Annotated in this window: 11 protein-coding genes; 4 read left to right on the top strand and 7 right to left on the bottom strand. The window is 74.1% G+C overall.

All coding sequences use genetic code 11. The features are described from left to right. Positions 1–36 precede the first annotated feature (36 nt). Positions 37–1176, bottom strand: coding sequence for a galactokinase (gene galK / locus ACIRVF_RS14380; protein ID WP_402816599.1), 1140 nt, complete (start codon positions 1174–1176; stop codon positions 37–39). Further along, positions 1173–2369: a galactose-1-phosphate uridylyltransferase gene (gene galT / locus ACIRVF_RS14375; RefSeq protein ID WP_402816597.1), complete on the bottom strand. Its 1197-nt coding sequence runs from the start codon at positions 2367–2369 to the stop codon at positions 1173–1175. The genes galK and galT overlap by 4 nt, the downstream gene beginning before the upstream one ends. Before the next feature lie 103 nt (positions 2370–2472). Here galT and ACIRVF_RS14370 point away from each other — a divergent pair, with 103 nt between their 5' ends. Then, positions 2473–3282, top strand: a complete 810-nt coding sequence (locus ACIRVF_RS14370; RefSeq protein WP_402816595.1) for a DeoR/GlpR family DNA-binding transcription regulator — start codon at positions 2473–2475, stop codon at positions 3280–3282. Between the two features lie 102 nt (positions 3283–3384). On the opposite strand, the gene ACIRVF_RS14365 is transcribed toward ACIRVF_RS14370, so the two are convergent. The 5 genes from ACIRVF_RS14365 to ACIRVF_RS14345 are packed head-to-tail and all read right to left on the bottom strand — an operon-like array spanning position 3385 to position 9319. After that, the gene (locus tag ACIRVF_RS14365; protein ID WP_402816594.1) at positions 3385–4413 is read right to left on the bottom strand and encodes a LacI family DNA-binding transcriptional regulator; all 1029 of its coding nucleotides are present in this window, start codon (positions 4411–4413) and stop codon (positions 3385–3387) included. A gap of 37 nt (positions 4414–4450) precedes the next feature. Further along, entirely contained in the window at positions 4451–6187 is a 1737-nt protein-coding gene (locus ACIRVF_RS14360) for a glycoside hydrolase family 36 protein (protein ID WP_402816593.1), read from the bottom strand. A 5-nt stretch (positions 6188–6192) separates the two neighbouring features. Then, the gene (locus ACIRVF_RS14355; protein WP_402816592.1) at positions 6193–7020 is read right to left on the bottom strand and encodes a carbohydrate ABC transporter permease; all 828 of its coding nucleotides are present in this window, start codon (positions 7018–7020) and stop codon (positions 6193–6195) included. Then, positions 7017–7979: a carbohydrate ABC transporter permease gene (locus tag ACIRVF_RS14350; protein WP_402816591.1), complete on the bottom strand. Its 963-nt coding sequence runs from the start codon at positions 7977–7979 to the stop codon at positions 7017–7019. The genes ACIRVF_RS14355 and ACIRVF_RS14350 overlap by 4 nt, the downstream gene beginning before the upstream one ends. Next, the gene (locus tag ACIRVF_RS14345) at positions 7976–9319 is read right to left on the bottom strand and encodes an extracellular solute-binding protein (protein ID WP_402816590.1); all 1344 of its coding nucleotides are present in this window, start codon (positions 9317–9319) and stop codon (positions 7976–7978) included. Before ACIRVF_RS14345 ends, ACIRVF_RS14350 begins: the two co-directional genes overlap by 4 nt. A gap of 314 nt (positions 9320–9633) precedes the next feature. Between ACIRVF_RS14345 and ACIRVF_RS14340 the strand changes: the two genes are divergently transcribed. The 3 genes from ACIRVF_RS14340 to ACIRVF_RS14330 all read left to right on the top strand — a co-directional run bounded on the left by ACIRVF_RS14340 (position 9634) and on the right by ACIRVF_RS14330 (position 13598). Then, a complete protein-coding gene (locus ACIRVF_RS14340; protein ID WP_402816589.1) occupies positions 9634–10197 on the top strand; it encodes a hypothetical protein in 564 nt (187 codons plus the stop codon). A 184-nt stretch (positions 10198–10381) separates the two neighbouring features. Then, entirely contained in the window at positions 10382–11881 is a 1500-nt protein-coding gene (locus tag ACIRVF_RS14335) for a hypothetical protein (RefSeq protein ID WP_402816588.1), read from the top strand. 202 nt (positions 11882–12083) lie between these two features. Beyond that, entirely contained in the window at positions 12084–13598 is a 1515-nt protein-coding gene (locus ACIRVF_RS14330) for a PHB depolymerase family esterase (RefSeq protein ID WP_402816587.1), read from the top strand. The last annotated feature ends 105 nt before the right edge of the window (positions 13599–13703 follow it).

The following is a 13703-nucleotide window of genomic DNA, read 5'->3' as shown; positions in this document are numbered from 1 at the left end:
CGAGGGCGGCGAGGGCGGCGCGCCGCCGGGCCCCGGTCAGCGCAGTCGGCGCGCCCCCTCGGCCGGCACGGCGGTGAGGGCGCGCGGCTCTGCGTACCCGGCGGCACGGAAGGCGGCGGTGACGGCCGCGGTGACGCGGTCGGCGGCGGTGGCGTCGACGAGGGCGATGACGGAGCCGCCGAAGCCGCCGCCGGTCATCCGCGCGCCGTAGGCGCCCGCCGCCACGGCGGCTTCGACGGCGAGGTCGGTCTCCGGACAGGAGACCCGGTAGTCGTCACGCAGCGAGGCGTGCCCGGCGGTGAGGACCGGGCCGAGCGCGGTGAGCTCGCCGGCGTCCAGGGCGGCGACGGCGGTCTCGACCCGCGCGTTCTCGGTCACCACGTGTCGCACCAACGGCTGGAGTTCAGCCGGGAGTCGGTCCAGGGCGGCGGGGAGCCCGGAGGGGTCCAGCGAGCGGAGGGCGGACAGCCCGAGCAGGGCCGCGGCCTTCTCGCAGCCGGCCCGCAGGGCCGCGTACGCGCCGTCGCCCAGGTCGTGCTTGACCCGGGTGTCCAGGACCAGCAGCGCCAGGCCCTGGCCCGCGAGGTCGACGGGAACCTGGCGCATCGTCAGGTCGCGGCTGTCCAGGAACAGGGCGGCGCCCGGTCGGCAGCACATCGAGGCCATCTGGTCCATGATCCCGCAGGGCACGCCGACGAAGGCGTTCTCGGCGCGCTGGGCCAGCTGCGCCAATTCCGGCGCCGAAAGGCCCAGCCCGTACAGGTCGTTGTACGCCGCGGCGGTCGCGCACTCCAGCGCGGCGGAGGAGGACAGCCCGGCGCCGCCCGGCACGTCGCTCTCCAACCGGACGTCCGCCCCGCCGACCGCGTGCCCGGCGGCGCGCAGCGCCCAGACCACTCCGGCCGGGTAGGCGGCCCAGCCCGGCACCGAGCCGGGGGCGAGGTCGTCGAGGCGCAGTTCGGTGACCTCCGGGCCGCCCTGCGCGGAGTACAGCCGCAGCAGCCCGTCGTCGCGGCGCCGGATCTGGGCGCGGACGGCCTGCGGCAGGGCGATCGGCAGGACGAACCCCAGGTTGTAGTCGGTGTGTTCGCCGATCAGGTTCACCCGGCCGGGGGCGGCCCACTCCCCCTCGGGTGCGCGGCCGTAGAGCTCGCCGAAGGCGGTTGCGGTGTTCATGAGGCGACCTCCCGCAGCCGACGGGCCGCGTCCTCGGGGTTGACGTCGTTGACGAAGGCGTCCATGCCGGATTCGACCCCGGCCAGGTACTTGAGCTTGTCGGCGGTGCGCCGGATGGTGAACAGTTCCAGGTGCAGCGCGAGTTCGTCCCGCTGGCCGGCGGGCGCCTGGTGCCAGGCGGAGATGTACGGGGTGCGCCCGGCCCCGCCGGGGTCTCCGGGGCCTGCGGATCCACCGGAGCCGCCGGGGCCGGCGAAGAGGCGGTCGAACCGGCGCAGCAACTCCAGGTAGAGGGAGGGGAATTCCTCGCGCTGCGCGCCGTCCAGGCCGGTGAGGTCGGGCACCCGGCGGTGCGGGTAGAGGTGGACCTCGTACGGCCAGCGGGCGGCGAACGGGACGAAGGCGGTCCAGTGCTCCCCTGCGAGGACGACCCGGTCGGGGCGGGCCCGTTCGGCGGCGAGCAGGTCGTCGAAGAGGTTGCGGCCGGTGGCGGCGCGGTGTTCGGCGGCCCGGACGGCCATCCGGGCGGTGCGCGGAGCGGTGAAGGGCAGGGCGTAGATCTGGCCGTGCGGGTGGGCGAGGGTGACGCCGATCTCGGCGCCCCGGTTCTCGAAGCAGTACACCTGCCGCACGCCCGGGAGGGCGGCGAGTTCGGCGGTGCGGTCGGTCCAGGCGTCCAGGACCAGGCGGGCGCGCTCCGGGGTGAGGTCGGCGAAGGAGGCGTCGTGGTCGGCGGTGAAGCAGACCACCTCGCAGCGTCCGGCGCCGGGCCCGCCGGTCCACAGGCCGCCGGCGTCGAGGGCGAGTTCGCCGGGCGGTCCGGCGAGCGAGGGGAAGCGGTTCTCGAAGACGGCCACCTGGTAGTCATCGGCCGGGATCTCGCTGAGCCGGCCGTCCCGGGACGGGCAGAGCGGGCACTCGTCGGCCGGGGGCCGGTAGGTGCGGGCCTGGCGGTGGGCGGCGATGGTGACCCAGTCGCCGGTGGCGGGGTCGAGCCGTACCTGGGAGCCGTGGGACGGCGGGTCGAGCGGGCGCCGGTCGACGGCGTTCCGGTGGACGGCCTTCCCGGCGTCGTAGTAGAGGAGCTGCCGTCCGTCCGCCAGTGTGGTCACGGTGCGGGCGGGAGGAGCGGTCGGGGGCGGGGCAGGGGTCGGAGCCGGGGCAGGGGTCGGGGGCGGGATCGTCCCGGGCATGGCCTTCTTCCTCTGAGTGGTGCCATTCGAGATCAACATGAAGCTACAATTCCGAACATTATCCATCAGGGTTTGGTGTTGGAAAGCGATCGAAGGAGGTCCGATGACCGACAGCGCCCTGCCCCTCGCCGGGCAGCGCCGGATGCTGATCCTGGAGCAGGTCCGCGCCCGCGGCGGGGTGCGGGTGACCGAACTGGTCCGGGACCTCGGCGTGTCCGACATGACGGTCCGCCGCGACCTGGACGCGCTGGCCCGCCGCGGACTGGTCCGGAAGGTCCACGGCGGCGCGGTGCGGATCGAGGCGCCGGCCAGTCGCGAGCCCGGGTTCGAGGCCAAGGCCGGCTGGGAGCAGCCCGCCAAGGAGGCGATCGCCCGCGCGGCGGCCGCGCTGGTGCCGCCGGGATCGGCGGTCGGACTGGCGGGCGGCACGACCACGTACGCGGTCGCCCGGCAGCTGCGCGGGGTCGAGGGCCTGACCGTGGTCACCAACTCGCTCCGGATTGCCGACCTCCTCGAACAGCCCGCCGCGGACGGCACGCCCGCCACCGCGACGGTGATCCGCACCGGGGGCGTCCGGACGCCCTCGGACGCGCTGGTGGGGCCCGTGGCCGACCAGGCGATCCGGTCGCTGCACGTCAACGTGCTGCTCATGGGCTGCCACGGCCTGTCCGCCGAAGCCGGCCTGACCACCCCGAACCTGGCCGAGGCCGAGACCAACCGCGGCTTCATCCGCTCCGCCCGCCGGGTCGTCGTGGTGGCCGACCACACCAAGTGGGACGCGGTCGGGCTGGCCTCCTTCGCGACGCTGGACGAACTGGACGTCCTGGTCACGGACGACGCGCTGGCCGAGGAGCAGCGGGCGGCGGCCGCCCGCCAGGTCGGCGAGCTGATCATCGCACCGGCCGCCGACTGAGAACTGGCTGTCGGCCGAGGACCGGCCGCGGACGAGGGTCGGGCCGCCGTCCGGGATCCGGCCGCCGTCCGAGGCCCGGCCGTCGCCCGGGGCCCGCCGTCCCTACGGACCGGCCGTGCTTCCCCGCACCACCAGCTCCGCGGCCAGCTCCACCCCCGACCGGGGCGGCGCGGCTCCGCGCGCCTGGTCGAGCAGCCGCCCGACCAGCGCGGTGGCGATCGCTCCCAGCGGCAGCCGCACCGAGGTCAGCGCCGGGTGCAGATGGCGGCAGAGCGGCGTGTCGTGGAAGCCGGTGACCGCGATCCCGCGCGGCCCCACCGCCAGTCCTTCGGCCCGCACCGCCTCGTACACGTCCAGCGCCAGCAGGTCGCTGCCCGCCGCGACGGCCGTCGGCGGCTCCGGCCCGCGCAGCAACTCCCGGACGGCCGCCCCCTCCGGACCGGCGGCGGTGACGGCGGCCAGTCCCAGTCGGCGGGCCTCGGTCAGGAAGCCCGCCCGGCGCGCCGCCATCCACGGCAGGTGCTCGGAGGCGCCGAGGTATCCGATCCGCCGGTGGCCGAGCGCCGCGAGGTGGCGGACCACGGCCGCCGTCGCCGCGTCGTTGGCGATGTCCACCCACTGCTGCGGCTGGGCGGACCCGGTCCGCCCGAAGCTGACGAACGGGACGCCGAGCCGGGCGACGTGGTCGATCCGGGCGTCCTCGGCGAGCACGTCCGCCAGCACCAGTCCGTCCACCTGGCGGGCCGCCACCAACTCGTCGATCGCGGCCGTCGGGTCCGCCGTGCCGCGGGCCGGGCGGAACAGCAGCACCCGCCAGCCCTGTTCGCCGGCCGCGTCGACCAGGGCCTCCAGGAAGCCGGCCATCAGCGGATTGGGGTCGTGGGGGTCGTCCGCCGGAGCCAGGTAGCCGATGGTGCGGCGCGCGCCGCTGCGCAGCGAGCGGGCCGACTGGTCGGGCTGGTAGCCGAGTTCGCGGATCGTCGCGGTCACCCGCGCCAGGGTCTCCGGACGGACCCGGTGCGGCGCGTTGAGCGCGTTGGACACGGTCTGCCGGGAGACCCCGGCCGCTCGGGCGACCTCCTCGATGGTGGTGGCGCCACGGCGCGGCCGGTGTGCTCCCTCGGGCGGCATGCGCTCCTCCAGGCGTACGGTCGGGCGTTCGACCAGGTCAGGCGCGGCGCAGCGTCAGCAGCCCGCCGCGCGGCACGGGGACGGGGGCGGCGAGGCCGAGGTCGACCTCGCCCTCGCGGACGATACGCCCCCTGGCGTCCCGCACGGTGGCCACGGCCGTCCCGCTGCCGCCGGTCAGCCGGACGTCCGGGTCGGCGTCGGCGTTGGCCACCAGCAGGGTCCGCCAGCCGTCGCCGGAGGCGTCCACCGGCAGGGCGGCGTAGCGGGCCACCGCGACGGTGTCCCCGCCCAGCGCGGTGACCAGCGGGTACCCGAGGTCCGGGCGGGACGGCCGCAGCTCGCCGAGCTGCAGGGTGTCCAGGTGGGTGCGGAAGACACCGAGCCAGAAGGCGACCGCCTCGCGCTGGGCGGGGCTCTGCGCGGCGAGGTCGACGGAGACCTGCGGCACCGAGAACAGCACGTTGATCAGGTGACAGGCGATCTGCTCCGGCGGCTCGGCCCGGTGCCACATCAGCATGTCGGAGTGGACCGGGACGCGCCCGGCGGCGAGCCGCAGGTCGACGGTCCGCTGCCGGTTCTCCTGCGGGCTGAGCGGACAGTCGGTGGCGCGGATCATGGTGACGTACGGCCACAGGGCCGGGCTGACGTACGGCTGGCGGTACTCGACCATCGCCTCCGGGTCGGCCGCGGTGATCCGCCGGCGGATGGCGGAGAGCAGGCGCTCCACGCCCTCGTCCACGCTCGCGCAGTCCGCCCCGGGGCCGGCGGCCGGCGCCGGCCCGCGGGAGAACCAGTCGACGAAGTCGACCTTGAGACCGTCCATGCCCCATTCCTCGACGGCGCGGGCGAGCCGGTCGGTGAGGAAGTCGCGGACCTCGGGGTAGCGCGGGTCGGCCACGACCGCGCCCAGGTGGGCGGCGTCGGCGAGGGCGTGGTGGCCGAGCTTCCCGAAGGCGGCGCTGTCCCTGCCGATGAACGGCAGTGCGTACCAGAGCAGGTAGCGCACGCCGAGCCCGTTGACCCGGGCGACGTGGGCGGCGGTGTCGGGCAGCGACACCGGCTCCCAGTCGCCGCAGTGGGCGTAGCCGCGGGTGCGGTCGGCGGTCATCCAGCCGTCGTCCACGATGATCACGTCCAGGCCGAGCGCCTTGCCGAGCGCGGCCTGGGCCTCGACGCGCTCGGGCGTGACGTCCTGGTGCATCGAGTACCAGGTCGAGTAGGCGGGCCGACGGGCGGCGTCGGGGATGTCGACGGCGCGGCCGTCACCCCACCAGGCGGCGAGGTCCGCCAGGCAGCGGGCGAAGTGCCGTCCCGAGGTGTCGATCCGTACGGTGAGCTCGCCGTCGGCCTGGGCCCAGAACCGGAACTCGCCGGTCTCCTCGACCACTCCGGCCCCGGCCTGCACGTCGGGGCGCCCGGCGGCGAAGGCGCACAGGGCGACGTCCCCGGTGCCGACCAGCGCGGCGATCGGGGCGCCGGCCGCGAGGCCGGTGCGGCGCGGCGCGCTCCAGGCGGCGGGCAGCCAGCCGGTGCCGCGCGGCTCCGGTGTCCAGAAGGCGGTGGCGTCCACGCAGGGCACCCGCCACTCGATCCGCACCGGGCCGGTGTCGCGCGCGGTCACCTCGACCACTCCGTCCGCGACCGCTTCGGCGGTGGCCGCCCCGCTCGCCGTGAGGCTCGCCCTGAGCCGGGCGCCGAGGTCCGGGCCCGCCGGGTGGAGCGGGCGCAGGCCGCCGACGGCGGCGGGGGCGTGCGGCTCCCAGATGTCGGTCATGCTGCTCAGCCTTTCGTGGCGCCGGCCAGCAGGCCGGAGATGAACTGCCGCTGCAGGACTAGGAAGAGGACCATCATCGGCAGGGTGGACAGCGCGGTGCCGGAGAGGATCGCGCCGTAGTCGGTGGTGGCCTTGTTGCCGTACAGGGTCGCGAGGGCGACCGGCAGGGTGTGCATGTCGGGGCTGCGCAGGGCGATCAGCGGCCAGACGAACTGGTTCCAGGAGCCCAGGAAGAGGAAGATCGAGAGCGCGGCGAGCACCGGCCGCATGACCGGGACCACGACGCTCCACAGCACCCGGAACTCGCCCGCGCCGTCGACCCGCGCGGCGTCCAGGAGTTCGTCCGGCAGGCTGGTCAGCGACTGGCGCATCAGAAAGACGGCGAAGGGCACGCACAGGCCGGGCAGGATGATCGCCTGGTAGGAGTCGAGCAGCCCGAAGCTCGTCATCATCTTGAACAGCGGGACCAGCATGACCTGCTCGGGCACCACGAGGGTGGAGAGCAGCAGTGCGAACAGCAGGGTGCGGCCGCGGAAGCGGAACTTGGCGAAGGCGTAGCCCGCCAGCAGGGCGACGACCAGCGCGCCGACGGTCTGGATCCCGGCCACCAGCAGGGAGTTGCCGACCACCCGGAGCAGGCCGATCCGCTGGTCGAGCCGGTCCAGGTTGTCGCCGAGGCCGCCGCCGGGCAGCAGGTGCGGCGGCCAGTCGAAGATCTCGGTGTCCTTGCGGGTGGTGGAGATCAGCAGCCAGTAGAAGGGGGCGACGGACAGACCGGTCAGGCCCGCGAGGAGGAAGGTCAGCGGCCAGCCACGGAGCTTCTCGGGGTTCATCGGTCCTTCTCCCCCATCAGGCGCATCTGGACCGCGCCGAGCACCGACACCAGCAGCGTGAGCGCGTAGGCGATGGCGGAGGCGTAGCCGAAGTCGAAGTACCGGAAGCCGTTCTGGTACAGGTACATGGAGACGGTCAGGCTCGCGTTGTCCGGGCCGCCGCCGGTCAACACGTACGGCTCGTCGAAGAGTTGGAGCGTGCCGATGGTGGACAGCACGACGGTGAACAGCAGGACCGGGCGCAGCGCGGGCACGGTGACCGCGGTGAAGCGGCGGACCGGTCCGGCGCCGTCGACCATCGCGGCCTCGTACAGCTCCTTCGGGATGCCCTGGAGGCCGGCCAGGTAGATGACGGCGTTGTAGCCGGTGTAGTGCCAGGTGAGCACCAGGACGACGGCCATCCGGGCCCAGAACGGCTGGCCGAGCCAGTCGACGGCGGGCAGGCCGACGGTCTCCAGCAGCCGGTTCACGGCGCCGTCGTCCGTCCTGAGCAGGAAGGCGAAGATCACGCCGGTGGCGACCAGGCCGGTGACGGCGGGCATGAAGACGCCCAGCCGCCAGACGGCCCGCCAGCGCACCAGGGCGGAGTTGATGCCGACGGCCGTCAGCAGGGCGAGCGCCAGCATCAGCGGGACCTGGACGACGAGGATCTCGGCGGTGTTGCGCAGGGCCGTCCAGAACAGCGGATCGTCGAGCAGGCGGCGGTAGTTGGCGAGTCCGGCGGCGCGGGTGGCGTGGCCGGCGCCGGTGGTGAAGGAGAGCAGCAGGGAGTCGACGATCGGGTAGGCCTTGAACACGCCGAAGGTGACCAGGGCCGGGGCGAGCAGCAGGTACGGCAGGGCGGCGCGGCGACGGCGGGCGGCGCGGCCGGTCCGCGCGTCCTTTCCGGCGTCCTTCCCGGCGGGCTTCCCGGCGGGTCCCTCGGCGAGCGCGACGGCCGGGGTGGTGGTGGCCGTCATGCGATCGTTCGTCCGGTCTGCTGGGCGAGCCGCTCGGCGGCGTCCTGGAGGACGGCGGCGGGGTCGCCGGACTTGAGGAAGACCTTGGTCTGGGCGTCGCCGGCGAGCTTGAGGGCGCGGGCGTAGTCGCCGGAGTAGTTGGTCGGGTCGCCGCCGTCGACGGCGAGGTCCGCGAAGGTCTTCAGGACGGCCTGGCCGCCGAAGTACGGGCGGGGCGCGGCGTACACCGGGTCGGCGTAGGCCGCGGTGAGCGCGGGGAAGACGCCGCCGGCGGTGAACATGGCGTTCACCGAGGCCGGGCGGGTGAGCGCGTACTCGACGAACTTCCAGGCGGCGCGACGGCGGGGGCTGGAGGCCGAGACGGCCAGGTGGGTGGAGTTCACCAGGGCGGTGCGCTTGCCGCCGGGGGTGACGGCCGGCGGCTTGGCCAGGCGCCAGTTGCCGCTCTGTCCGGGGAACTTGGCCTCCAGGTAGTGCGCGGCCCAGGCGGGCATCGGGGCGACGGCGAGCTTGCCCGCCTTCATCAGGGTGGCCCAGCCCTGGTCGCCGGGGGCGTCGGCGACCAGCCCGGCCGCGTCCAGGCGCTGGACGATGGACATGGCGCGGACGTCCGGCTCGGAACCGAGGGTGATCCGCCCCTGGAGGTCGAAGTAGAACGCGCCCTGGAGCTGCATCAGGGACTGCAGGAAGTCGAGGTCGGGGTCGGGATTGGCGGCCTTGTTGATGCCGATGAGGGAGATGCCGGGGTTGGCGGCCTTGAAGCGGTCGGCGACGGCGATCAGGTCGTCCCAGGTGGCGAGGGTGGTGGGGTCGATGCCGGCCTTGTCGAAGCAGTCCTGGCGGTAGAAGAAGCCGAGCGGGTTGACCTCCCAGGGCAGTGCGTAGACGTGACCGTCCTTGCCGGTGACGACCGGCCACAGGCCCTTGGCGAAGGCATCCCGGTGGGCGGTCGCGCCGAACTGCGAGAGGTCGGCGAGGCCGCCGGGGAACTTGTCCACGTAGCCGGGCAGGTAGTCGCAGCCGATGTGCAGGACGTCGCCGAGCCCCTGGCCGCCGGCCGCGAGACCGACGGTGATCTTGTCCCAGATGGCCGGGTTGCCGATGTCCTGGACGTCGACCTTGATGCCGGGGTTGTCCTTCTCGAACGCCGGCACGACTCCGCGCAGCGCGGCGGCGGCGGTGGCCCAGGACCAGACGGTGACGGTCCCGGTCTCGGCGTCCCCGCCCGCGCCGCCACCCGGATCGGAGCCGCCGCAGGCCGCGAGGCCGCCGCCGGCGGCCAGGGCGAGCAGACCGGCTCCGGAGGCGCGGAGCAGCTCGCGACGGGAAAGGTGTGACATTGCATTCCTCCTGAGGGGACGGCGCCGGGCGGAGACGGAACACAGGGGACAGTGCACTCGGAGGCCGCAGTTTGAACGTTCAAACCCACAAAACAGCCCACAACCAAACAGGTTCACACGAGCGGGAGCCAGCAAACGCCCGCCCTCCCCACCCCGTCAACCCCTCCACCGCACAACACCCGCCTCCGCACCCGTTCCGTTATCACCGGACGGCGGGCCCGCCCGGCGACACCGGCCCCGCCCCGGCACCGGACAGTCGGGCAGGTGCGTTCCACGGTCTTCCCGAGGAGGCGCGCGAACGGCAGGGTGAGGCCGTGATCCTCTCCTTCGCGCATGACGACCTGCAGGGCTCGGTGGCGGTGACCGTGGAACAGGTGGCCGACCCCACCGCGATCGGCAAGCACCCCTCGGCCGCCGGCTTCCCGAGCTGCACCGCCGTGGTGGACTACCCCGGCGAGGGCTACCGGGCCCTCTTCGGCTGGGTCCAGCTGGTGCGGTCCACGGACAACTCCTCGGCCGGGGCCGGCTTCGACATGGATCCGTTCTGCCTCTTCGAGGACTCCCCGTCGCCGTACGCCTTCTTCGGTGTCAGGCCCACCCTGTTCGACGCGCCGTCCCGCGCGGAACGGGACCCCCTGCACTGGACGGCCCACAGCTACCTCGCCAGGACTCCGCTCGACGACGGCGAGCGGCGGGTCCGCCCGCTGCTCGGGTTCTCCTGGGGGTTCGACATCGACGCGGGCGGCCGCATCGCGCTCCAGCCCGTCCGGGAGTTGTCGGCAGCGGACTGGGACGCGCACCTGCCGTTCCTCGGCGCCTCCCACCCGGGCTGGGCCTTCGACGGATGGAGCTCCTCCCCGAGCGAGGACAGGCCGTAGGTCAGAGGTCGTTCTGAATTTCTGACGAGCCATTGAGGCAGGGCTGGTCCCGCGCCTACACTCGCCCGGCCGTGACCTTGTGTCCCGGAGCCCCCTCGCGTACCCGGTGTCGCACGATCCGGTCCGGGTACCGGCCTTTGTCCCCCAACCCACCCTCGTGGAGGACCACTTGAAGGCTCCAAGCATGCGCCGAATGCTCCTGGCAGGGGTGAGCAGCCTGGCCCTCGCGGCCTCCGGCGCGCTCGCCGTGCCGACGGTCACCAGTGCCGTCGCCGCCGTCGGATACCCGGTGGTGCACCCCGCGGTGGCCGACTACAGCCAGGTGTCGACGGGGACCACTCCCCCCACCCCGGCGCAGTGCGCGTCCGCGGGCCGCCGGTGCTTCAGCCCGCAGGGCATCCGGGCCGCCTACAACCTGGGCCCGCTGTACGCGGACGGCTTCGACGGCAGCGGCCAGACGATCGCGATCTTCGACTCGTACGGCAGCGACACCATGGCGCACGACCTGCACGTCTTCGACCAGGCCTTCGGCGTCAACGCGATGTGCGGCGAGGAGGGCGTGACCTGCCGGCCGGGCATGCCGACCTTCAGCGAACTGCACGTCCAGGGCGACCCGGGCACCACCGCGCCGCCGTCCACCAGCCAGGGCACCGGCCAGGAGAGCAAGGCCGCCTGGGCGCTGGAGGTCGCGCTCGACGTCGAGACCGCGCACGCCATGGCCCCCGGCGCCAACATCCTGCTGGTCAGCACCCCGACCGCCGAGACGCTGGGCGTCCAGGGCATGCCCGCCCTGATGAACGCCGAGCAGTACGTGGTCGACCACCACCTGGCGAACGTGATCTCCCAGTCCTTCGCCTCCGCCGAGGGCGCGTTCGCCAGCAGCCAGTCGATCGAACCGCTGCGGCACGCCTTCAAGTCGGCCGCGCTGAACGGCGTCACGGTGCTCGGCTCCAGCGGTGACAACGGCACGGCCGGCTCCGTGAAGACCCCGGTGAAGTCCGGCGGCTCCACCCTCCCGTACCCGTCCGTGGAGTGGCCCGCCTCCGACCCGCTGGTGACCGCCGTCGGCGGCACCTTCCTGTGCACCGACCCCGGCGCGACCGGCGGCCGGACCACGGACAGCACCGACAACCCGGCCGCCTGCCGGGCCAACGCCGGTGCGGCCGAGGTGGGTTGGAGCGGCTCGGGCGGCGGGTTCAGCCAGGTCTTCGACAAGCCCGCGTACCAGTCGGCGCTGCCCGCCGGCTCCACCGCCATCGGCACCAAGCGTGCCGTCCCGGACGTGGCCCTGCAGGCCTCCCCCGGCACCGGCGCGCTGGTCTACCTGTCCCTGCCGCCGGACGGCGCCTCCGGTCTCAAGTGCGGTAGCACGCCGTGCAGCACGGGCTGGTACGACATCGGCGGAACGTCGCTGTCCTGCCCGCAGTGGGCCGGCCTGGTCTCGATCGCGGACCAGATCAACGGCGGCGGGCTCGGCCAGATCAACCCGGCCCTGTACAAGCTGGCCGCCGACCCGGCCAAGTACGCGGCCGACTTCAACGACGTGACCCTCGGCAACAACACCACGGACCCCACGGTGCCCGGCTACTCGGCCACCACCGGCTGGGACCCGGTCACCGGCCTGGGCACGCCCAACGCGGCGAAGCTGCTGCCCGATCTGGTCGGCGCCGCCCACGCGGGCTGAGCCCGGACCCCTGAGGACGTCGCCCCGCCGAGCCGCTGCCCGGCGGGGCGACGTCGTACCCGGAGGCCGGACCGCGACGGTGGCGGTGCGGCACATGCCGGGGAGACCGAGCGTGGGGGTCCGGTCCATGTCCCCGGCCCGTCCGGGCGCCCCATGCTTCACGGCACGGTCTCCGTCCCCCCACCCATCTTGGAGCCCCGCCATGGACCGACCCGTCCGCAGGCCGCGCAGGCGCAGCCCGATGGCCCGCGCCCTTCTCGCCCTCGTTCTCGGCCTCCCGGTCGCCCTCTTCGCCACCCCGGCCCCGGCCTCAGCCGCCCCCACCGCCACCGCCACGGCCGCCCCCACCGCCACCGCCACCAGCGGCACCTACCAGCAGGTGAGCGACTTCGGCCCGAATCCCGGCAATCTCGCGATGTACACCTACGTCCCGGCCGGCCTGCCGACCGGAGCACCGCTGGTGGTCGCCCTGCACGGCTGCGGCCAGAGCGCGAACGACTACTACGCCGACTCCGGCTGGCCCAAGTACGCGGACGCCTACCGCTTCGCCGTGGTCCTCCCGCAGACCGGTCCGAGCAACAACCCGCTGTCCTGCTTCAGTTGGTTCGACGCGACCAAGGACACCCGCGGCAAGGGCGAGGCCGCGTCCGTCGTGCAGATGGTGAACAGGGCCGAGTCGCTCTACGGCTCCGACCCTCGCCGGGTGTTCGTGACCGGCCTGTCCGCGGGCGGCGGCCTGACCGCCGACCTGCTGGCCGACTACCCCGACGTGTTCGCCGGCGGCGCCGTCGACTCGGGCCTCCCGGCCCAGTGCGCCACCACCCAGGCCGCCGCGTCCGGCTGTCAGAACGGCAGCCAGAACCTCACCCCGGCCCAGTGGGGCGACAAGGTCCGCAGCTCCGATCCGGGCTACGCCGGCCCGTGGCCGCGGGTGGCGATCTGGCAGGGCACCGCCGACTACACCGTCCGGCCGGTCAACGGCACCGAGCTGCGCGACCAGTGGACCGACGTCTGGGGCATCGGCCAGACCCCGTCCGCGACCCGGAGCCTTCCCGGCGGCACCACCCTGACGACGTACGACGACGCCAACGGCAACCCGGCCGTCGAGCTGTACTCCGTCTCCGGCATGGGCCACGGCCTGGCCGTCGCCCCGGGCTCGGGCCCCGACCAGTGCGGCACGGCGGGCGCGTACTTCCTGAACACCATCTGCTCCAGCTACTACACCGCCCAGTTCTGGGGCCTCGCCACTCCGGTGAGCGGCAGCGGGCTCCCGGCGCCGAGCGGGCTCACCGTCACCGGCACCACGGCCGACTCGGTCTCGCTCTCCTGGAACCCCGTCGACGGCGCGGCCTCGTACGAGGTCTACCGGGGCGGCACGAAGGTCAGCTCCGTCACCGGCACCGCCTACACCGACACCGGCCTGACCGCCGGCACCCCGTACGGCTACACCGTCGCCGCCGTCGACTCCTCCGGCACCGTCGGCGCCCGCTCGGCAACGGTCCGGGCCACCACGGCCGGCGGCGGCCCGGCTCCGGCCTGCTACACCACCGACAACTACCACCAGACCCTGGCCGGGCGCGCCCACCAGAACGGCGGCTACACCTACGCCAACGGCTCCGGCCAGAACATGGGCCTGTGGAACCTGCTGACCACCCACACCCTGGAGGAGACCTCCCCCGGCTACTTCGTGATCGCCGACGCGGGCTGCCCGGCGTGAGCGCGTCCCCCGAATGAGACAGCTGCGCGAGAAGTCGGACCGGCCGACTCCTCGCGCAGCCCCGCGCGTCCTCGCGCCGCCCCTCGCGTCCTCCCGGCGTCCCGG

It is taken from the genome of Kitasatospora sp. NPDC101157, from assembly GCF_044768255.1.
Lineage (GTDB): Bacteria > Actinomycetota > Actinomycetes > Streptomycetales > Streptomycetaceae > Kitasatospora.
The sequence above is the reverse complement of the archived record's forward strand: the minus strand, read 5'-3'. Positions and strand labels throughout refer to the sequence as shown.

Excerpts from the sequence above, each read along its gene's own strand:
- galK (WP_402816599.1), bottom strand. The coding sequence starts at position 1,176 with ATGAACACCGCAACCGCCTTCGGCGAGCTCTACGGCCGCGCACCCGAG.
- galT (WP_402816597.1), bottom strand. The coding sequence starts at position 2,369 with ATGCCCGGGACGATCCCGCCCCCGACCCCTGCCCCGGCTCCGACCCCT.
- ACIRVF_RS14370 (WP_402816595.1), top strand. The coding sequence starts at position 2,473 with ATGACCGACAGCGCCCTGCCCCTCGCCGGGCAGCGCCGGATGCTGATC.
- ACIRVF_RS14365 (WP_402816594.1), bottom strand. The coding sequence starts at position 4,413 with ATGCCGCCCGAGGGAGCACACCGGCCGCGCCGTGGCGCCACCACCATC.
- ACIRVF_RS14360 (WP_402816593.1), bottom strand. The coding sequence starts at position 6,187 with ATGACCGACATCTGGGAGCCGCACGCCCCCGCCGCCGTCGGCGGCCTG.
- ACIRVF_RS14355 (WP_402816592.1), bottom strand. The coding sequence starts at position 7,020 with ATGAACCCCGAGAAGCTCCGTGGCTGGCCGCTGACCTTCCTCCTCGCG.
- ACIRVF_RS14350 (WP_402816591.1), bottom strand. The coding sequence starts at position 7,979 with ATGACGGCCACCACCACCCCGGCCGTCGCGCTCGCCGAGGGACCCGCC.
- ACIRVF_RS14345 (WP_402816590.1), bottom strand. The coding sequence starts at position 9,319 with ATGTCACACCTTTCCCGTCGCGAGCTGCTCCGCGCCTCCGGAGCCGGT.
- ACIRVF_RS14335 (WP_402816588.1), top strand. The coding sequence starts at position 10,382 with ATGCGCCGAATGCTCCTGGCAGGGGTGAGCAGCCTGGCCCTCGCGGCC.
- ACIRVF_RS14330 (WP_402816587.1), top strand. The coding sequence starts at position 12,084 with ATGGACCGACCCGTCCGCAGGCCGCGCAGGCGCAGCCCGATGGCCCGC.